Origin of the sequence: Trichocoleus sp. FACHB-262, from assembly GCF_014696035.1 — a bacterium.
In the GTDB taxonomy this organism is placed as follows: domain Bacteria; phylum Cyanobacteriota; class Cyanobacteriia; order FACHB-46; family FACHB-46; genus Trichocoleus.
Genome location: NZ_JACJPK010000090.1, coordinates 60,406 through 80,071 on the forward strand (window position 1 = coordinate 60,406; position 19,666 = coordinate 80,071).

Annotated in this window: 21 protein-coding genes; 9 read left to right on the top strand and 12 right to left on the bottom strand. The window is 49.2% G+C overall.

Annotated elements, in window-relative coordinates; translation table 11 throughout:
• Positions 1 to 86: 86 nt before the first annotated feature.
• The gene (locus tag H6F68_RS20750) at positions 87 to 1,409 is read right to left on the bottom strand and encodes an S-layer homology domain-containing protein (protein ID WP_190552831.1); all 1,323 of its coding nucleotides are present in this window, start codon (positions 1,407 to 1,409) and stop codon (positions 87 to 89) included.
• 482 nt (positions 1,410 to 1,891) lie between these two features.
• Between H6F68_RS20750 and H6F68_RS20755 the strand changes: the two genes are divergently transcribed.
• The 4 genes from H6F68_RS20755 (at position 1,892) to H6F68_RS20770 (ending at position 4,997) form a co-directional block, all read left to right on the top strand.
• The gene (locus H6F68_RS20755; RefSeq protein WP_190561939.1) at positions 1,892 to 3,013 is read left to right on the top strand and encodes a type I restriction endonuclease; all 1,122 of its coding nucleotides are present in this window, start codon (positions 1,892 to 1,894) and stop codon (positions 3,011 to 3,013) included.
• Positions 3,014 to 3,151: 138 nt separating this feature from the next.
• Positions 3,152 to 3,721, top strand: coding sequence for a Uma2 family endonuclease (locus H6F68_RS20760; protein WP_190561941.1), 570 nt, complete (start codon positions 3,152 to 3,154; stop codon positions 3,719 to 3,721).
• 139 nt (positions 3,722 to 3,860) lie between these two features.
• A complete protein-coding gene (locus H6F68_RS20765) occupies positions 3,861 to 4,592 on the top strand; it encodes a hypothetical protein (protein WP_190561943.1) in 732 nt (243 codons plus the stop codon).
• A gap of 237 nt (positions 4,593 to 4,829) precedes the next feature.
• Entirely contained in the window at positions 4,830 to 4,997 is a 168-nt protein-coding gene (locus H6F68_RS20770; protein ID WP_190554446.1) for a hypothetical protein, read from the top strand.
• Positions 4,998 to 5,003: 6 nt separating this feature from the next.
• Here H6F68_RS20770 and H6F68_RS20775 read toward each other — a convergent pair whose 3' ends face one another.
• The 3 genes from H6F68_RS20775 to H6F68_RS20785 form a co-directional block, all read right to left on the bottom strand.
• Positions 5,004 to 5,924 carry an ion channel gene (locus H6F68_RS20775; RefSeq protein WP_190561945.1) on the bottom strand — a complete coding sequence of 307 codons (921 nt, stop codon included), beginning with the start codon at positions 5,922 to 5,924 and terminating at the stop codon, positions 5,004 to 5,006.
• 169 nt (positions 5,925 to 6,093) lie between these two features.
• Positions 6,094 to 6,744 carry a peptidase M15 gene (locus H6F68_RS20780; protein ID WP_190561947.1) on the bottom strand — a complete coding sequence of 217 codons (651 nt, stop codon included), beginning with the start codon at positions 6,742 to 6,744 and terminating at the stop codon, positions 6,094 to 6,096.
• A 34-nt stretch (positions 6,745 to 6,778) separates the two neighbouring features.
• A complete protein-coding gene (locus H6F68_RS20785; RefSeq protein ID WP_199300215.1) occupies positions 6,779 to 8,005 on the bottom strand; it encodes a DUF4336 domain-containing protein in 1,227 nt (408 codons plus the stop codon).
• Positions 8,006 to 8,383: 378 nt separating this feature from the next.
• Between H6F68_RS20785 and H6F68_RS20790 the strand changes: the two genes are divergently transcribed.
• Together H6F68_RS20790 and H6F68_RS20795 are read left to right on the top strand one after the other, a co-directional pair.
• Entirely contained in the window at positions 8,384 to 9,289 is a 906-nt protein-coding gene (locus H6F68_RS20790; protein ID WP_190561949.1) for a restriction endonuclease, read from the top strand.
• A gap of 78 nt (positions 9,290 to 9,367) precedes the next feature.
• Positions 9,368 to 9,634, top strand: coding sequence for a hypothetical protein (locus H6F68_RS20795; protein WP_190561951.1), 267 nt, complete (start codon positions 9,368 to 9,370; stop codon positions 9,632 to 9,634).
• 339 nt (positions 9,635 to 9,973) lie between these two features.
• Here H6F68_RS20795 and H6F68_RS20800 read toward each other — a convergent pair whose 3' ends face one another.
• Complete coding sequence (locus H6F68_RS20800) at positions 9,974 to 10,339, bottom strand: Lin0512 family protein (protein ID WP_190561953.1); 366 nt, start codon at positions 10,337 to 10,339, stop codon at positions 9,974 to 9,976.
• 475 nt (positions 10,340 to 10,814) lie between these two features.
• Between H6F68_RS20800 and H6F68_RS20805 the strand changes: the two genes are divergently transcribed.
• The gene (locus tag H6F68_RS20805) at positions 10,815 to 11,366 is read left to right on the top strand and encodes an FHA domain-containing protein (RefSeq protein ID WP_190441114.1); all 552 of its coding nucleotides are present in this window, start codon (positions 10,815 to 10,817) and stop codon (positions 11,364 to 11,366) included.
• 149 nt (positions 11,367 to 11,515) lie between these two features.
• Here the strand turns inward: H6F68_RS20805 and H6F68_RS20810 are convergent, their stop codons facing one another.
• From H6F68_RS20810 to H6F68_RS20825, 4 genes are all read right to left on the bottom strand, one after another.
• Positions 11,516 to 13,537 carry a ribonuclease catalytic domain-containing protein gene (locus tag H6F68_RS20810; protein WP_190561955.1) on the bottom strand — a complete coding sequence of 674 codons (2,022 nt, stop codon included), beginning with the start codon at positions 13,535 to 13,537 and terminating at the stop codon, positions 11,516 to 11,518.
• A 211-nt stretch (positions 13,538 to 13,748) separates the two neighbouring features.
• Positions 13,749 to 13,964: a 30S ribosomal protein S18 gene (gene rpsR, locus H6F68_RS20815; protein WP_190441120.1), complete on the bottom strand. Its 216-nt coding sequence runs from the start codon at positions 13,962 to 13,964 to the stop codon at positions 13,749 to 13,751.
• A 104-nt stretch (positions 13,965 to 14,068) separates the two neighbouring features.
• Positions 14,069 to 14,257, bottom strand: coding sequence for a 50S ribosomal protein L33 (gene rpmG / locus H6F68_RS20820; RefSeq protein ID WP_190441123.1), 189 nt, complete (start codon positions 14,255 to 14,257; stop codon positions 14,069 to 14,071).
• Positions 14,258 to 14,296: 39 nt separating this feature from the next.
• Positions 14,297 to 14,845: an RDD family protein gene (locus H6F68_RS20825; RefSeq protein WP_190561957.1), complete on the bottom strand. Its 549-nt coding sequence runs from the start codon at positions 14,843 to 14,845 to the stop codon at positions 14,297 to 14,299.
• Positions 14,846 to 15,035: 190 nt separating this feature from the next.
• On the opposite strand from H6F68_RS20825, the gene glp reads away from it, so the two are divergent.
• The gene (glp, locus tag H6F68_RS20830; protein WP_190561960.1) at positions 15,036 to 16,277 is read left to right on the top strand and encodes a gephyrin-like molybdotransferase Glp; all 1,242 of its coding nucleotides are present in this window, start codon (positions 15,036 to 15,038) and stop codon (positions 16,275 to 16,277) included.
• 51 nt (positions 16,278 to 16,328) lie between these two features.
• On the opposite strand, the gene H6F68_RS20835 is transcribed toward glp, so the two are convergent.
• Positions 16,329 to 16,475 carry a hypothetical protein gene (locus H6F68_RS20835; RefSeq protein ID WP_190561962.1) on the bottom strand — a complete coding sequence of 49 codons (147 nt, stop codon included), beginning with the start codon at positions 16,473 to 16,475 and terminating at the stop codon, positions 16,329 to 16,331.
• Between the two features lie 92 nt (positions 16,476 to 16,567).
• Here H6F68_RS20835 and H6F68_RS20840 point away from each other — a divergent pair, with 92 nt between their 5' ends.
• Positions 16,568 to 17,716, top strand: a complete 1,149-nt coding sequence (locus H6F68_RS20840; RefSeq protein ID WP_190561964.1) for a Gfo/Idh/MocA family protein — start codon at positions 16,568 to 16,570, stop codon at positions 17,714 to 17,716.
• Positions 17,717 to 17,729: 13 nt separating this feature from the next.
• Here H6F68_RS20840 and dprA read toward each other — a convergent pair whose 3' ends face one another.
• Together dprA and H6F68_RS20850 are read right to left on the bottom strand one after the other, a co-directional pair.
• A complete protein-coding gene (dprA, locus tag H6F68_RS20845; RefSeq protein WP_190561966.1) occupies positions 17,730 to 18,869 on the bottom strand; it encodes a DNA-processing protein DprA in 1,140 nt (379 codons plus the stop codon).
• A gap of 101 nt (positions 18,870 to 18,970) precedes the next feature.
• Complete coding sequence (locus H6F68_RS20850) at positions 18,971 to 19,648, bottom strand: ElyC/SanA/YdcF family protein (RefSeq protein WP_190561968.1); 678 nt, start codon at positions 19,646 to 19,648, stop codon at positions 18,971 to 18,973.
• Positions 19,649 to 19,666 lie beyond the last annotated feature (18 nt).

The following is a 19,666-nucleotide window of genomic DNA, read 5'->3' on the forward strand; positions in this document are numbered from 1 at the left end:
CCTCTCCCCAACCCCTCGCCTCCTAGGCGAGGGGCCGAAGACTTTGATCTCCCCTTCCCTATTAGGGAAGGGGCAAGGAGTTAGACCTAACTCGCGATCGCGCTTAGATAAAAATCAGAGCCAAACGTGAGTGGTAGATCTGTTTCGGGATCAATAATCACCAACTGATTTTGAGTGTTAGTTGTTGGGGTGGTGCCAGGAGTTCTCCCCGTCAAAATCGTCGTGAGGATATCTGCTGGTTTCACCGATCTTCCTAAAACGGTATCGGCGATCGTCCGAGCAGCTGCGGTAATTGCGGTATCCTCTAAGCTTTGGCGCTTCGCCTCCTCAGGTGCTTTAGCGGTCACTAAAGGAGAGGTGACATTGAGATTGTTGTAGGTTTGGGTACCGACCAACAAACGCTGCGCCACAAACTGCGTACCTAGGAATGTAGAGCCGCTATAACGAGGAATTAGCTGACCTTCCAGACGACTGTTCGCTGGAACGAGCACCTTACCCTGAGAGTTTTTAATATCACTAGCGGTGGTTACTGTCATATTGATGCTTTCGCCTGGAGCCACCACCACTTTGTCTGAGGCTTCATACTTGACGTTGACTTTAGTACCTTGAGCGATGCGTAACTCTGGGTTTTGGGTAGTTTGGGTGCCAGTGCTAGGAGGTTGGCCGCCAGTGTTAGCATTGGTACCAGAGGTGTTGCTCTTGACGATATAGCGATTCACATCGATCTGAGTCGCCAATGGTTGGAGTCGGCCTGATTTAACTAAAGCCTGATAAACAAAGGCGGCAACTTCGGCTCTGGTTGCTACATCATTCGGATTGAGGTAACTGACATTAGGATAGTTGACCACAATGTTGTCTTCGGTGGCTGCTGCAACTCCTTCGGTGGCATAGGTGGGAATTTGCCGCGCATCTGCATACACACCGAGAGTACTAGCCGTAGCTTGGTCTGCTTTCAGGGTGAGACCACTGGATAGGGAAACTAAGACCTGTACCCGTGGAATCTGCTCGTCAGGACGGAACTGGTTGTTGGGATAACCGGAGAGAAAACCTGTTTCATAAGCCGCATCGATCGCGCTGGCTGCCCAATAGTTACTGGAGACATCGGCAAAGCCACGAGAGCTACGAATTCGATCTTTGTTAAACGCTTTCCGGACGATCGCAGCAAATTGGGCGCGGGTTACTGCCTGGTTTGGCTTGTAGGTGCCATCAGGGAATCCAGTAATGATGTTTTCATCTGCGAGTTTTTCAATAAAGGGACGTGCCCAATGATCGCGTACATCGGAGAGTTCAGCCGCACTCGCCGGGGCTGTCATGACAATGGGTGCCACTACAGGCGCAGCTACAACCGTTGTTAATCCCAAAGCCAGTAGTGCTGTACTTTTTGCAGTCCAGCGAGAGAAACCAGTCATCACCATCCACCTCATGAATTCTTTTTTGCTATGTCTGCCTGAAGGTTATCTTTTTTCTCGCCTCAGACGTTACTATCCGATGGAGTAATATTGGCCTTCTCAGCAGGAATGCTCATTCAATCGCCCATCATCTAGTAGCGATCGCGACCCATCCACTTACTTAGAAGCATAATTAACTTCTGAGTTCCCAGCTCAATTTATGATCGCTCTTTGGATATAGGAAGAGGGGCGATCGCCCTTCTGTTTGCTCTCCTTAAAGAAGCGATCGCTTGCAAATCTGTTGAGTTTGCTTAAGAACCTATTGGTCTTTTTCTAGTAGTTACTACAGTTTCATCCAAAACTTTATTACCTCTTGATGACATTCCTACATTTATTTGTGGTTTCTTCGTAGCTGTTGAGATTCGATAGGGCATCTTAGCAATAATGCAAGCCTGCTAGTTTTAACTGTTCAGTACGATTACCTATCAAGTGGAGAAACTTTAATGGACTTTATCGATCAGCTGAGAGCAATTAGTGACCAAATTCCCAAATTAAGAGACCAGATTTTGGGTAACGAGCAGGCCACAAAAAGCGCTTTGATCATGCCTTTTATGCAAGCTCTAGGTTATAACGTCTTCAATCCAGGTGAAGTATATCCAGAGTTTGGTGCAGATGTACCAGAGGTGAAAGGAGATAAGGTTGATTACGCTATTCTCCAGGATGGAAAACCAATCATTTTAATCGAGTGCAAATCATGTGGTGAAAGTTTAGAGAAGCCACAGCATATTTCTCAGCTCTTCAAGTACTTTAATGCGACAGAAGCGAAGTTCAGTATTTTAACCAATGGAATTATCTATCGCTTCTACTCTGACTTAGAAAGGCAGAACATTATGGATGCCAAGCCATTTCTGGAGTTCAATATGCTGAACATCCAAGAGGCCCCATTAAATGAACTAAAGAAGTTTTCTAACTCTTCCTTTAATCCAGATGAGCTCAAAAATACAGCTATCAGCTTGATGTATACGAGAGAAATCAAGCGAATTATGGCGGAGCAACTCGTGAATCCTTCACCAGAGTTCATTAAATTTTTTGCTGCACAAATTTATAAAGATAGGCTCAAACAGTCAGTCGTTGACATGTTTGCTGATATCGTTAAGTCATCTCTGAGTGAGTTTATTAAAGAGCGTATAACAGGGACATTACAAACAGCGCTGAAGGCAGAAGATGCTGCATCTACTACATCCAGCGCATCTAACGGTGCTCCCAGTGACGGCATTGTTACGACTGAAGAAGAATTGGAAGGGTTCTTGATCGTCAAAGCGATTCTGAGCGAGGTGATCGAGCCTAAGCGGGTTCAGCTAAAAGATACTAAAAGTTATGCTGGCATCTTGCTGGATGGGAACACCTGGAAGACTATTTGCCGACTTCGCTTCAACTCTAAACAAAAGTACGTCAGTCTGTTTAGCGAAGATAAAAAGGAAGTGAGCTATCCGATTGATAACTTAAATGGAATTTACAAGTTAGCGTCAGAACTCAAGAACAGAGTGATCCGTCTAGACAAAGGAAATGTCACAACCGAGATCGTGGCAACCGATGACGGCGGTAACGAAGAAGTTTTGGTGTAGCAAATTGTATTAATTGGCAAGCGATCGCTCTCCTGAAACTCGAAGCAGCAGAGGGCGATCGCTTTGTTTTTTATCCAATCTTAAGGAGACAAGGGACAATAAAAACAGCCATTACTGCTGGAGCAAGGGGCGATCGCGATGGTTCAGATACCTACTAGAGCACTTACGTTAGAAGAGTTTTTGCAACAGCCTGAAACCGAACCAGCCAGTGAGTATATCAACGGTCAAGTCATTCAAAAGCCAATGCCTCAAGGAAAACACAGTACCATTCAGGGCGAATTGGTAAATGCAATCAACGCTGTAACTAAGCCTCAGAAAACTGCACTTGCTTTTCCAGAACTACGTTGTACTTTTGGTGGACGCTCCATTGTTCCTGATGTCGCCGTCTTTACTTGGGGGAGGATTCCCCTGGATGCTAGTGGGGAGATTGCCAACACCTTTGACACCCATCCCGACTGGACCATTGAAATTCTTTCCCCTGACCAAAGCCAAACTAGAGTGACGGGCAACATTCTGCATTGCCTCAATCATGGGACTCAACTAGGTTGGCTGATTGATCCAGCAGAGCGCTCTGTGCTGGTTTATCCCCCTGGGCAGCAACCAGAACTATTGCAAGATCCGCAAGACTTATTGCTTACACCAAATTGGATTGCTGACTTGCACCTCACTATAGAAGATTTATTCGGTTGGCTGAAATTGGGAATTTAATGCCTTGTGTTTATTGAGGCTAGGGCATTCTCAATGTCTACTAATAGTTAAGGTTTGATGACTTGTGTTTCAAGCTAAGCCCTAGAAAAATTTTTCTTGGTAGACTTTCCCATGAGGAGTATTTTGTCTAGCATAAAAAATGAATTACAAAAACCTAAAAAGAATCAGCTGTGCCCTACTGTTTGCCGCTACCGTCAACACCGGGACAGGACTGGGAGCGGCTGCCAGCGCGATCGCAGACCAAAGCTCAGACCAGCAGACTGCTCAACTTCTAGCCCAAGCTCAGAGTCCCGCTCCTAGCCCCGCTCCTGCTGCTCCAGCCGCAACTATCACTCTCAGCGAAAGAACTGATTACATTGGTACCTGCCGTGGCACCACCGCAGCGGTCAATATCTATGAAGATACTCAACTCACTCGCAGAGTAGGGACTGTAGCCGCTAGAAGCAGCGTCACCCTCACAGGAATACTGGGTAACGGCATCGCTCAAATCAGAACCCCCAGTGTCGGCTGGATTCAAACTACTAACCTCGTCACCAACTGCACAGGCGGCAATCCAGGTGACAATCCTGGCAATGTCCAGCGCGGAGAATGCCGCAGACTGCGCGATCCAGATGTGGATGGTGCAGGATATGAGTCTCTACGCTTCGGTTTAAGAGCATATGACAACCCCGGCACTACGCCTCAAACTTATCAAGGCAGCTCTGACGGACCTGCCAAGGGAGCCAGAATCTTCCTCACGAAACCCAGCCAAACCAATGGCAAGTGGATTCGAGTCTTCTACACCAGCGTGTCTGGTCGAGAGCGCCTCGGTTGGATTTCTGGTGGTACAGGCACAACCAATAACTTGGCTAACTGCCCCACCAACCGTTAATTAGACTCGATAAGTTGAGGTAGGTTTTGCCTACTGCAATTAGAAGCAAATAAAACGAGGCGATCGCTCCATACAAAACAAAGGGCGATCGCTTTGTCTTTAGTGCTTAAACAACACTAGAATTCCAAAGCGCGATATCAAATTTTATAAGCGTAGATACGGCTTAGCGATCGGGTAATCCGCAAACTGAGTTGTCCCAGATGAACGATAATAGAAGTAGAGCTAAACAGGCTGAATATGTCCGTCTCCACCTCTAGTTGCGTATCTACCTTAGATCAGCAACAGCAACAAATCCAACAGGCAGAACAGTGTGCCGAAGAAGCGACAGGCGATCGCTGCAAAAATTTGTCTCAGCGTTGCACCGTGGTCGAAAATGGCCGAGTTGTGGTCAAGCCGTTACGGTAAAGGCCATTACGGTAAAGGCAGTACATCATGAAAGTGGTTGTAGTCGATGTAGCGATGCCCATCGGCTGTCTCATGAAAGATATCAACAAAGCAGTAATTCCATAAAATCTCTTGAGCGCTGTAGGTGTGACGCGCATGGATGACTTGAGATACCGTTTCATCAATGCCGCTGAGGGAAACCACCACTGAGGCTCGCATTTGAGCTAGAGACTCGGGTGTAGCTCCATAAAAAGGACTGTATTCATCAATGGGATGGAGCACCGTCCAACTGAGGGTAAAACTGGGAGTACGACTCCTCAGAAGCTTCAATTCGTAAAAACGCCGCATAGAGTGTCCCTCAGCGCTCGTTTCATCCCGCATTAAGTACAGTCGGATTTGGGCTTCCAAAATTTGGTTGCGTCGTTGATTAGCAGTCCGAAATATGAAGGTGGGTACTCCTTCGTAGGGACCAATCACGGCAACATGACTAAAGGAAACCCGCGCTGTAGGTCGTGAAAAACGAGCAAACGCTAACCCTGTCAGGAGGGCAATCCCAACTAAACTGACCATCGCCTCAATGGTGACTAATATGTTGGCATATACTGTCTGGGGATACAGGGCTCCGTAGCCAATAGAGGCGAGAGTTTGCACACTAAAGAAGAAGGCATCTAGAAAAGACCCAGGTTTGGCGTTGGCGATGCTAGCGGGTTGAGCTAGATACAGCAGTGCAAAGACGGCATTAGTAACCACATAGCAGAGAACCGTCAGGGCTAAAAAGCCAGTCCAAGGAATAGTAAGCAGCAGATGGTAAGGCTCTCGCCAGTAAGAGTGCCAAACTCCGTTGCCTAAGATGTGAAACTGTCCGTCTCGAATCTTGATCTGTACGACGGGTTGCGATTGCGATCGCCGCTTCGGTCGCCAATTCCGGAAGATCGTTAGCTGCCTCATGACTAATGCTGCTGCCTTTGAGAAACCATTCACGCCAATTGTCTGTGGCCTCTCAAAATTGCACAACCGAATCTTAGATGCAGTTCATGCAACACAATTCGCGCATCACAATTTACTCACGCAGTAATGTGGCTCTAGAGATACCCAAAGGACAGAAACCTCAGTTGCCCTAGCTCCGCAGATCTTGAATAAACTCCTCATATGCTTGCAGATGAGAACCTGAAAAATTATCCATCTCCTGATTGGTCAAATAGCCTGTTTTGTCAGTGTGAGGATTTTTCACATAACTGTAGATGTATTTGGAATAGTTAGGATTCTCATGCCAGCTAATGTTGAAAGCTGCATATTTTGGGAAAAAAGTCATGGAGGCATAAGCTGGGATGTGGTCATGTATCCACCAAGCTAAAGCAGTCCAATCTCCTGTGCGTTCGTAGTAAGGGATAAAGGAAGTCACGACAATACAGGTGGTCGCACCCATATACCCCTTGCTGTCTCTGACATCCCAAATATGACCTGCATAGTTTTTTTCATTACTCGCGCAGCTATATTGGTTCTTGTTCTCGGCTCCTTTAGCATTGACATCAGCGGAACGGTAAGCAGAGCGGATACCAATTCTGCCTAGCTGCTCCTGGAGTGGCTCCAGCACTTTCTCGCACAGATTCTTGCCAGCGGCGATCGCCAGTTCTGGGTCATTAGGGATATTGGGAATGCCCTCAATTTGAGAAATTTCCGAGTAAAGAAACTCTCGCATAAAAAAACTTTTAGAGAGTCGAACTCGACCCAACTCTTCTAAAGCTTTGACTGTCTGGGGCTGTCTCATGGAAGTCTTTCTACTGAGCGGTACGCTCCAAACCTTATACTTTTTCCTTGGGTGGTGGTGTGATGCTCCCCCGATTCAGCAACTCATCGATTTCTCGCAGAAGGCCAAAATCTTCTTTGGGTAAAGGCCGCCCTTCCGAAAAGTTTTCACCGATAGCAGGATATTTCTCTAAAAAGGAGAAGGCTTGGCGGAACTGACGCGGCCCTGCTGCGACTGGGGCATCTAGGTGGCAGGGAATAACCTGATGAAAGTCCCATTTTGCAACTTGGTCGGCCCACTTAAGAGTAATCTCAGGGGCGCGGTTGAGAATCAAAGTTTGTAGCACCGGAGCCACAAACAGACGGCCTCCTCCTCGCAATGCTTCAAAAGATCGCTGCCAATCTTCTTGCCACTGAAAAGGAAACAACCCAAAATATGCCTTTTTTGAGCGATCGGGAGCGTTGCGGGCTTCTCGCCATGCGTCTCCTAGCTTCACGGGTTCTAAAGCGCTAGGACGGAAATAGAACGCGAAGAGGGCAATCCGCTTCCATCCTTTACGTCGATTCTCTGCATTGTCCTCCACTACTTCGGAGCCGCTATCTTTAGCATGAAAGAGCAAGGCATAGGGGTCTAGCTGTACGATCGCGGGTGGTTCTTCGGGCACTGACATCACCGAATCGGTCACGAGCAGGGTGCGCGATCGCTTGTGGAAGCAGGCAATTTCGCCAAACGACCCAGCACCCAGGTCAATATCTAGGACTGCATAATCTATCTCTTTGGCAAAAGGCGCTTGGCTACTGTCTTCTGGAATGACGTGGGTACGCTTCATCGGGAATCCCAGCCAGCTCAGCGGCAAATTGATCGGGAAGCTCCACTGGTGAGGCGCGACGAACACTTGGGCATGGGGAAAGCGCCTGGCAAAAGGCCCGACAAAAACTTTGTGCTCTAGACCAGAACTCGTGGGCAGGATGATGTATTTCACCTCACCATGTGCTGCCACCAGTTCCTCAACTAGGCGGATACATTCTGGAGTGGGGGCAACTGGCGCATAAACCAGCAGTCCTCCGGCTTCTAGCCTTACGACAGTCATGCGGATGGGCACGATCACGTAAAAAACGCCTTGAATTTGGTCGAAGGTCCAAATGGTGTCTTTTACCACTTCTTGGCGGAGTGTGCGCCGTTTGCCAAATGGGTAGAGTGGTACGGCGGGCCAAAACCGCCATGTCCAGTCTTTTGGATTGCTTGTCTCAATCGGTTGTCCTTGCATATCCTGCCCGTTCATCGTGGTTCTATCCACGCCACGACCCCCATCCCGAAAGCGTACACTACTACTGTTAAGTCTAGCTTTTGGACATTAGAAAATTTTTCAATCTGTATCTGCCGTAAGTATGATTGCTCGGTTCGGTAAGAATAAGGCTTAACTCGAACTGCGTCTCGTACTTAGTCTAGTAATTTCTGCGATCGCTGCCTTAAAAATATCCCTTGAAGTAGCCTAATTGTCCCTTGCGGGATTTTAAGCTGACTCAAGATTGAAAAGCTGAAACATTCGCGCAGAGTTACTATGCAGAAAAACTTGTCACCTAAATGCCTAATAAAGTTGTATTGAGCGGAAAAAATACGTCTGAATTGCAAGTCCTATATAGTCAGGCAGAGAAATCTCATGTTCGGATACGTACTGCTGTGTGAAGACACCTTTAAGGCGACGAAATTATCACGTGAAATCTATGTAGAGAATGCCGTACGAAACGCGATACCGATTGCGCCTCCACCTGAAAAAATGTTTGGGGTCTACGAGAACATCGTCAGTGGAGAAGTTGGTCTACACGTTCCACTCAAATACTGGGCAAAGTTACCAGACAGGTTCCGATCATCACGTGTCCATAAAACCCCCTTTTGGGTCAATCAGGAATTTATTAATGGCGAACCGTTGTTCTTTATTGGCAACAGTCCACTAGGTTTTGGTGTTGGTGTCAACAATCCACAAGAAACAAGAAAAATTCTTGAGGGAAACTTTGCAAAACCGTTGCTTGACGAGGTTCGCAATTCGACAAGAAAGTACACAATTAAAGTTCAAGAACGTGCGGAGCGTTTCATTCGCGAAGTATCGGATGATCCAGTTGTTCGAGAAAAACTTCTGACGCAGCTTGATCCTATCCTTTTCGAGGAGGTCGTTGCGGAACTACTTGCATCAAAGGGGTTCGACGTTTTTCTCACGTCGCGGACTCGGGATAAGGGGAAGGATATATATGCTGCTTGGCCAACGCCAGATGGGACAATTCTCATGATGATTGAGTGCAAGCGGCTGCAACCGAATTCAGCACTTGATGCTATTAACGTACGAGCACTTCTTGGTCAGTTTATGTTCGAGCAGACATATGGATCCCGTGTTAGCTGTGCTATGTTGGCCACTACTGCTCGAAGGCTAGGTGCCGTTGCGTGCGAGTACTCTGAGAAGGTTGAGGATCTCACCATTAAAACCTATGACGATCTCTCTTCATGGATCTCATCGTATGGTCGTTCCCGTGATGGTCTGTGGGTACCAACTCTGTTCAAGGACGTACTTTAAAGATCGCTCCGCGACTTCATTTTCAGTATCGGCTAGTAAATGACATCTTTAACAAGCTAAATATTTCCTCAGCGGTTAATGGCAAATCGATGCTATCCAAAACAGTTAAAGCATCATGGCCGTAGCGGAGTTCTGGTTGTTGATTGGGTAGAAAGACCAGAATCGAGCGATCGCCTCTATATAGGGCCCTTCAAACTACTTCCAGAAAGCACCAAAGTTAAATTGCAATACACCCAAAATGCTGGTGACGCTGAGAACCGAGAGAATGCTTCCGGCGCTGAAACAGCTCAGAATACTGCCCGCACTCCCGACACTCAAAATACTGCCAGTGCTGCCAATACTTAAAATGCTGCCTGCACTGCCAATGCTGAGAATGCTACCGCTACTGGCAATGCTTAAGATGCTGCGGTGACTGGCCCAGCTTAAAAAACTTCGGTCTGCAAGCGGCTCATGTTCACCCATCATTTATCTCTTGAAATAGCATCTGCTTTAGGTATGGGCGGATTCTATCACAGAGCATCAATTCAACTGTGGAATATTAGTGAAGAGAGCGATCGCCTAGAGTTGGAGCCTAGCGATCGTTCTTTGTCATTCTGCTGAACTTGCTAGCAGCCGTTGAGCAAACTTCAGTAGACGGAGTGAGAAATGATAGTTATATAGTGATGTATCTATTTAGACCTGCTTTTACTGGGTTTCAATCAAAACAGTCACGGCAGCGATCGCGACAAACATATCGTCATTTTTGTCATTGAATTGAGGAATGGCGCGACCTTGCACCACCATACCGCCGGACTCAACTTTTAGGCTTTTGCGGCCAAAGGGTAGCATTGCCAGCACTTCCGCTTCCCGCACTTGCTCTGGATAGGGAACCGCCACTTGTACCTCAACAATCATCTCGTTTGGGTCGCTCAGTCCTGCCACTTCCCACACTCCAGGTAAGGCATTGTGAGCGATCGCATTGCGTACAGCTCTAGCGGCTGCCACAGTTGGTTCTTGTCCGTGCTGGTCTACTCCCATTCCCATCTCAATCACTAGGCGCTTACGAGTCATACGGCTCTCTCTAAAGGTTCTACAGGTTTCTTCACAGCTTATAGCGATTCTGCCTGTGTAGGTGCGTAAGCGTAAAGGAGTGAAATCAGACAAAGCTTTAGCGAAAATTTATAAAAGGGATGAATAGCCACAGCTTCGTAAAGTTCAAGCAAACTTTCTCACTTGTACGATTGTCAATCATTCCATCTGTAGGATTTACTAAATCGAGACTTTGCTAAAGCTTTATTCCCGTACAAATACTTAAATAAGCTACAGAAAGCAATGGTTGGGTAGCGGTCCAGCTACTCAGAATAGGGTGATCTAGAAATAGTTGAGAAGTTGGTGTTTAGAATATAGCCGTTGATTCTTTCTGAATGCAGCGCCTCTAAACAGATAACGGTAGGACGCTGACAGTTGAGTGACTGTGGCTCGGAGATCTAGCGATTCAGCTGATTGTGTCTAGCGCAAACCAACAGTCGTTTTTCTAATAGGTATCATGTCGAACCTGAAGCCAAATAGCAGTTCTGGTTATGTGACCCTGAATGCTTTGAAACAAAACCCTGCTCTCTCTCGTTTGATGTTTACGACTCAACCCACGAGTGCGGAGCAGATGGCAACGATTATTGAACCTATTCTGCAAGCTCCCCAACGTTGTAGTATTACTCCGCTATACATTCAGGCGATCGCGACTGCGGAAACCACCATTTTGGCGACAAATCTTGGTTCCCCCCAAGAACTTCAGGTGACTGAAAAGGCTGCTAATTGGTTGATTGGGCGCAATGCTACCTGTGCCATTACAGTTGCTCATCGCTCAGTCTCCCGTTGTCATGCCGTGATTGGCTACTATCCCAGCCGCGATTTTTATATTGCGGATGTCGGCAGTAGTAACGGCACTTGGGTAAATCGTCGTCGCTTAGCCCACCTAGAGCGCCACCTGTTGCAAGATGGCGACTTGATTCAGCTAGGCTCTCTTTGTGTAGAGTTTTTTGTAGCTACGGGCGATCGCTTAGCACCTGAAGGCAATGAAGCCACAGCTACCCATCATTAAAGATTCGGATTAAGCTTTGTTTAGCCAACCGAGTCTTCTGTTTTTCTTGAGATACGTTTCCAACTCCATCACGCCCTCCTCTTCTAAATTGAAAGGAGGGTTTTTCATTGGGCTTTGGTCAACCTAGCAAGTGCTCAGCTCAGGAAAGGCTAAGAAGCAGCAGGCTGTGCTTCGCGATCGAGCAGTTGTTGAAACTGGATTGTGTCTTGGCGCGGATCAGCGTAAGTGACCTTAACTTCCATGCGATCGCCTGGAGATGCTGCTTTGGTCAGCCGAATCGCCAATTCCAGCCCTAAGTCTTCTAGCAAAATCAGCGCTAAGTTTTCGTGCTCCCGCAGCCAGCGCAACACCAACGCTTGCCAAACCTCATGAGTATGACGCCGCAGGTATTCCAAGCCCCAATAGCGGTTGGTTTGGCGCTCTACCGAAGTTGCTTCTTGAGCTACAGCACCCACGCTCATCAATAGCTCTTTCATCTCTTCTGCCGAGAATGGTAGCGGGGTGCCTCGTAGATGAGCCTTAATCTGAAAATGCGCCAGCAAATCTGTGTAGCGCCGAATGGGTGAAGTGACTTGAGTATAAGTGTCTAGGCCGAGGCTGGCATGTCGCGCTGGGGTAATGCTCATTTCACTGCGAGGCATACAGCGACGAATCGCGCAGGAGCGTACAGGGCCAGCAGGCAGTTGCAATAACTCTTCTTCGGGCGGTAGCTCTGGCTGAGTTTGGTTGCGGAAGGGAATTGCTAAGTTATGCGCTTGACCGTAGCGGGCCGCCACTTCTCCAGCCAAAATCATCATTTCAGCCACGAGTTGCCGCGACTGAGAAACTTCTAAGACTTCAATCGTAATCTCGTCATCGTGGACCTTGATGGAAGATTCTGGCATGTTGATGCTGATGGCACCTTGAGAGTGCCGCCAGGTCTGTCGCCGCTTGGCCCAGCTTGCGATCGCCTGGAGTTCAGATTCACCTAGAACTCCCAACTCCAACATCTCGTCGACATCTTCGTAGGTGAGGCGATAAGTGGGCTTAATCAGGCTAGTTTGAATTTGGTAGTCTGCGATCGCCCCGGATTCATCCAGAATCACTCCAAAACTCAGGGCGTAACAGATTTTCCCCTGAATCAAGCTCATGGGGCCTGTCGCCAGTTCGGGCGGAAACATCGGGATGATGCCAGTTGGCAGATAAATGGTGGTGCTACGTCGGCGTGCTTCTAGATCTAGATCGTCTCCAGGCACAATCCAGCGTGTTGGATCAGCAATGTGAATCCAGAGCTTTTGACGGCCATCTTCTAGGTACTCCAAGCTGACGCCATCGTCAATCTCTCGCGTACTCTCATCGTCAATGGTGTAGACTTTTAGACCCGTCAGATCAAGCCGCCCCTCGACATCGAGATCGGGGGGTGGAGACTCTAAGCAACGTTTTGCGACTTCCAGCACTTTGGTAGAAAATTGAGTGGGGATTTGACTGCGGCGTACAAACAGATTCTCGTGGACGCTCCACAACCCTAAATCCACCAAGAGTTGGAAACCAGCTTGAGGAGTTTCAGGTCTTCCGAGAGCAGCCAAAGTTTCTAAGGCTGGCATCCGGTGAGAAGCTTCTTCTCCTAAGGTAGCAAACCGCTCTAAGGCTTCGAGGCGACCGCGATCGCTGTTCTGCCATTCTACGGCTTGATCCGTTAAGGCTTGCTGGATTCGAGTCAAAAATTCTTGCCATTCCCGCTGCTTTTGACCCGCCACTGTTAGCTGGTGCTTCAACTCCGCAACCTGAGTCGCTGAGCGAGGCTCGTAGTGGTCTCCCTTCTGCTTAAAGTAAAGCTTGTCTTCTGAGAGTAAATAATGAGCGGTATAGCACAGAGGCGGACTCTGGTCTGAGAACAGTAGCAAAGCCATGCCAGCGGGATCAACCGTCTCACTGTCTTCCACCAACAGTTCCCAAGCCACCTCTAGACTAGAGGGGTCGAGATATGCCTCTACTTCCTTTAGAAATTGAGGGATTTCCGACGGCTTGTAACTTTGGCCTGTAACGGTGTAGGTGACTTGCCGAGGATGAAGGGTGTAAGACTGGCCACGTTCATCCAACACGATCCAGTGCTTTTTACCCTCTGGACGTTCTAGAACTGCCAGCCGACGATCGCTATGCAGTCGAAATTCAACGAGAGTTCCCTTCTCCACCAGCTTTTGCTAACCCCAGTATGGCTTTTGCGGTTTACTGATCAGCGCGCTCTATTCAGCTAACTATCGAGTCTTAGCCGATTGAGTCGGAGTGTCTTTATCCTGTCCATGTGAAATTGCAGCCACGTCTATAGTAAGGCGGGTTGGCATCACCTGGCAGAAACTTTAGACCCGATTTTGTCGAAAAACCCCTCCGAGGGGAGAGGTAAATTTAACCTTCTTGGTTCACGAAAGGCAACAGAGCGATGAGGCGAGCGCGTTTGATCGCCACAGTTAGATCGCGCTGTTGCTTAGCAGTCAAACCCGTGATCCGCCGAGGCAGAATCTTGCCACGCTCAGTGATGAACTTACGGAGCAAATCCACATCTTTGTAATCAATGGGTTCTTCGGGCTTGATGGGGGAAACGCGACGGCGGAAGTAAGTCATAGCAATTGTTTGTGAGTCAAAAATCTTCAGAAAAACAGCGGACCAGAAACTAATAGAGCCTTGAATCCAGAAAAATAACCTTTCGAGGATTTTCAGACAGCAAGCTATTTAATTTCTTTATGAGACGTGTGCTTGTTGCAGTGGGTGCAGAACTTGTTGAGTTCCAACCGAGCAGTGGTGTTGCGACGGTTCTTGGTGGTGGTGTACCGAGAGACTCCTGCCGAACGCTTTGCAGCGTTGGTACGGCACTCAGTGCACTCCAGCGTAATGATAATACGGACGCCCTTAGCCATAGTTCCAGCCGTTCAAAAATGCGAATTAGACACAATCTCTTATTTTTTCACACGACGACTCACTTCGGCAAGTAATCGCTTCACCTTTAAGTCTAAAGAGTAGCCTCGGCTGGTTTGGATCACGCTAGTCTTTGCCAAGCGATCGTGCAGAGATTGTTGGTTGAGGGAGTCGGCGACCGCCAGCCCCAAGTCCAAGGCCAAGGGCAGGACTAGCAACACAATCCACCCTTCTCGAATCAAGCGCCAGCTACTCAACCCCAGGGCGACAAACAGAGCACTAGCCCCCAAATAAGCTTCTCGTTTCAGCAAGGCTAATAAATCAGCCGAGCGCAGCGCTTTGGGATCAATCACCTTAATATCGAAAACCCATCGCCCCAGGCTTTGACCCTGGTTGCGATAGGGAAGGAAAACCCGGAGAGCCAACCAGGCGATTAAGAAAAGCAGCGATCGCAGTAATTGCACCATGCCACCACTGCCTAGCACCAAAGAGCCAGCGAACCAAGCACAGAAAAAGTCCAACGTGAAAGCCACGGCACGTCGCCAAATTGGCGCTTTAGGAAGGCGAGCTGCTACAAGGTCACTGCGCATATATTGTGAGCGTTCCGAGATAAAGCGTGAAGTTGGGCGGATTCTGTCTAAATCATGAGTACGAACTGCTGAAACCTCACCGTCCTATAGGGGTGATGTTCAGCTGAGCGCAGCTACTTAAAACGTATCATTCTGCTGATTGCTAACGAGCGGTAAACTAACAAACAAGTTCCAAGAGAAAATCCGGACCATGCTGCCCGTCAAGCAAGCAGAAGCGCTAATTCTCAGCTTAGTTAACCCCTTATCGCCCGCCCAAGATACAGAAGTTTTAGACTTACTGTCTGCGTCTCAGCGGATTTTGGCAGCAGCGGTTACGAGTGCGCTTGATTTTCCTCACTGGGACAATTCAGCGATGGATGGCTATGCAGTGCGCTTTGCCGATGTGCAGTCCTGCAAGGCTGAGCAACTTGCAACGCTAGAAATTGTGGAGGAAATTCCCGCAGGGTATCAACCGCAGCAAACGATTCAGTCTGGGCAAGCCGCCCGGATTCTGACTGGAGCCATGATGCCAGCGGGAGCCGATACCGTTGTGATGCAAGAGCGCACCCAGCGTCAAGGCGATCGCGTCACGATTTTGGAAGCTCCAGAATTTCAAGCTTTTGTGCGGCAGCGAGCAGCCTTTTACCAAGCGGGCACCACCCTCCTGCATCCAGGTATTCAGCTGAATGCGCCCGAAATTGCGGTGTTAGCAGCAGCCCAGTGTGCTCAAGTCAGCGTTTACCGCCGTCCCCGGGTTGCCATCCTCTCGACTGGTAGCGAATTGGTTGCCCCAGACCAACCTTTGCAACCTGGGCAAATTGTGGACTCGAACCAGTACGCTTTAGCCGCGTTGGTGCAGCAGCTAGGAGCAGAACCGTTGCTGCTGGGAGTAATTCCAGATGAACCGGAAGCCTTAAAGTCAGCGATCGCCCAAGCAATTACTACTGCCGATGTCGTGCTTTCCTCCGGCGGTGTTTCTGTCGGTGACTATGACTACGTGGATGAGATCTTGGCAACACTGGGAGCCGAAATCCACATTCGAGCCGTAGCCATCAAACCAGGCAAACCTTTGACAGTGGCAACTTTTGCTGCACCCCAAGCGCGTTCGGTTTTGTACTTTGGGCTACCTGGGAATCCCGTTTCGGCTTTGGTCACTTTCTGGCGCTTCGTCCAACCCGCGCTCCGCAAACTATCAGGATTAGCTCAAGGCTGGGAACCGACGTTTATTAAAGCCCGCACCCAGCAAGATTTGCGCTCCGATGGCAAGCGAGAGAGCTATCTCTGGGGACATCTGCAACTGCTAGATGGTGACTACGAATTTCGTCTGGCAGGAGGCAGCCATAGCTCTGGCAATCTGATCAACCTGGTCCAAACTAATGCCTTAGCGATGCTACCTGTTGGCCAAACCGCGATCGCCGCAGGCACAGAAATATTTGTCATGCAAGTCGATTGAATCAAAAATCAATTCACTTCCAGCCCCAACTTCCAGCAATCACTTCGAGCCTCATACAATTAAACTCGTCTGGAGGAGGTCTGGAGGACGCAGCCGTCCTTCAGCGGGGGTTTGGGGGCAAGCGCCCCAAGGGTTTGGTTCTGATAAGATGGTCGGTTGGTAATCGGTGCGTGCGGCACTAAACGCACATTGAATCATGAGTATTAGCTGTTAGTGCGCGCCGAACACACCCTACATTCCTACAAAAAACACCTCCGCCTTTAGCCACTACCTTCAGCACCTACTTGTCTATGGTTTCCACCAACGTGAACCCCACCTCCGCAAAACCCCGCTCGCGATCGCAAATTAGTGTTGCAATTATTGGCACAGGTTTTGGGCAGAAAGTTCACATTCCAGGGTTTCAAGCCCACGATCGCACCCAAGTCTTGGCCGTGTATCACCGAGATCTAGCCCAAGCCAGAGCGATCGCCGAAGCCCACCAAATCCCCCATGCTTGCAGCAGCGTCGAAGAAATTGCCGCTTTGCCAGAAGTGCAGGCCGTCAGTATTTCTACACCCCCGTTTCTGCACTACGACATGGCCCAAACCGTATTGCAAGCAGGCAAACACATCTTGCTAGAAAAGCCGACAACCCTCTCCGCCACAGAAGCCAAAGACCTATATCATCTAGCAGCCAGCAAGCAAGCGATCGCAGCCCTCGATTTTGAATTTCGCTGTGTCCCCGCTTGGCAACGCTTGGCTGAGCTGCTAGCCGAAGGTTATGTCGGTGAACCTCGCTTGATCAAAATTGACTGGCTGGTTTCCAGTCGAGCCGATGCCACCCGTCCCTGGAATTGGTATGCTCAGCGAGAAAAAGGAGGCGGTGCTTTAGGCGCGATCGGTTCCCATGCCTTTGACTACATTGCTTGGCTATTCGGCCCCATCCAACGCTTATCGGCTCGGCTGAGTACTTCTATCCCGGCACGTCTTGACCCCAGTACCGGAGAGCAGAAAACGGTCGATGCCGACGACACCTGCATGCTGATGCTAGAGCTAGGCAACGGTACCCCTTGCCAGGTATGCCTCAGCTCCGTCACCTATCAAGGTCGTGGTCACTGGATAGAAGTGTATGGCGATCGCGGCACTTTGGTTTTAGGCAGCAGCAACCAAAAAGATTACGTGCATGGATTCCAACTCTGGGCCAGCCAAGGTGGACAACCCCTGAGCTTGGTAGAAATTCCCAAGCGCCTAGAGTTTCCCAAAACTTACCTGGATGGTCGGATTGCGCCGTTTATGGGGGTGGTCGATCGCTGGGTGCAAGGGATTGATCAACGAGCCGCGATCGCCCCTTCCTTGCGCGAAGGTGTTTACTCACAATTGCTGATGGACTTAACCCATCAATCCCACACCATAGGAACTTGGGTAGAAGTGCCCGATTTAGAGCAATTCCTAGCAAGTTGAGCTTGGGTTCACTCTAGGAAAGCTGGTAACGCATCCCAGGTGCTTGCGACACCAAACCCAGTAATTCCAACTGAAGTAGTGCGCTGGAAACTGCTGCCGCTGCTAGCCCTACCTGCTGGACAATCAGATCAAAAGCTGTAGGCTCAGCCGTTAACGCCTGCAAAACGGTTTGCAACTCTGGCGCTAAATTTGGAATTAAGGCATGGCTCGAATGGCTAGGAGCAGCCTTGGCGCTTGGGGCTGCTGACGCTACCACCTGTAGACGTGGCATTGTACCGAGCATCTCTAGCAGATGGATTTCGCTTAAAATTGCTTGGGCTCCCACGCTTAGCAGTTTCAAGCAACCCATCGAGCGGGGATTGTCTAGCGAACCAGGCAGAACATAGACATCGCGACCATAATCATTCGCCAGATGAGCCGTAATTAAAGCGCCAGATTTGCCGGGTGCTTCCATTACCAAAACTGCGCGACTCAACCCTGCAATGATGCGATTGCGTCGGGGAAAATGGCTGCGATCGGGTTGCGTCCCAGCGGGATATTCGCTCACTAGCAAACCCTGCTCGACAATTTGGTCGTAAAGCTTCTGGTTCTTCCAGGGATAGACCATATCTACCCCAGTCCCTAGGACTGCGATCGTGTAGCCGCTCACATCCAGACAACTTTGATGGGCTTCGGTGTCGATGCCGTAAGCCAAGCCCGAAACCACTGTAAAGTTTTGGTGAGCTAAAGAGGAACTGAGTTTGCGGGCCCAACGCCGCCCATAGTCCGAAGGGTCACGGGTACCCACGATCGCGATCGCAGGGGTGGTTGCTTGTTGCTCCTGAGGCTGGACTTGACCTTTGTAATACAGAGCAGGCGGAGGATCTGGGATTTCTAGCAGCAACTGAGGATAGCCCGGATCGGCTGGGGTCCAGAAACAGGGGTTTTCCCGCTCATGAGTTTCTAGCAACTGCTCTGGATGAATTTTGGCTCGCGCTGCCACCATCACTTCGAGGGTTTGGGGTCCAATGCCGTCCACAGCCCCCAGCTCTTTTGGGCTTGCTTCCCAAGCAGCTTCTAAAGTTTGGAAGTGCTGTTGGAGCCGTTTAAGCAAAATAGGGCCAATACCTGGAATGCGGGACCAAGCTAACCACAGTGCGCGTTCTGAAAACAATCATTCACCCTCAAGTCGGCGGATCTCAGTATGCCCCAATTTTGGCTTAATGCTGACTCTGCCTAGCGCCAATCCCCTCAATTTCAAGCTGGGTCTACGTTCTAAGTTTTCCAGCTCACAAACCGAGCATACAAATAGGCGATGACCTCAGAGATCACCGTCCGCACTCCTTCGCTCGATCGCCACCAATGTTCTACGTCATAAGCTCGTGGCTCAACGGCGATCGCACCCACATGCACCGTTGGGGCCAGTGCTTGCCGAAAAACCAGCCAACTACGACGAGTATGAGTGCCCAAAGTGAAAAGATTCACACCTGTAATCCGTAAACCCGATGCGGACAACCACTTCCGTAAGGTAATGGCTGAGGTGTAGGTGCGGTCCTTCTCAGCTTTGGGAGTTGGGACAGCAACCAATTGCTTAGGGTCGAACCCTAGAGCTAGAAATGTGGCGGCTGTCAGCTCTGCAAAGTTTTTGTACTCAGCCAGGTAGTAACCTCTGGATAACGGAGTGCCTGTAGTAATGAGTTTTTCGTAGGAACCACGCTGATATTCCGCGATCGCCTCTTCTACAGCGTAATCTGGCAACCAACCTTCTACAACTAGGATATTGGCGGGAATTGGGGCGGTGACAGCGAGAAAAGGATGGATATTAGCGATCGCCCAACCAAGCATCATCAGCAAGCTCAAGAAGATAACAGCCCAACCTTGCAGAGTTGGCAGCCACACTTCTCGTCGCTGGATTAACTGAATTTTGAACTTCAATCTATTTTTTGGCTGCATTAGACGCTAATTCTTGCT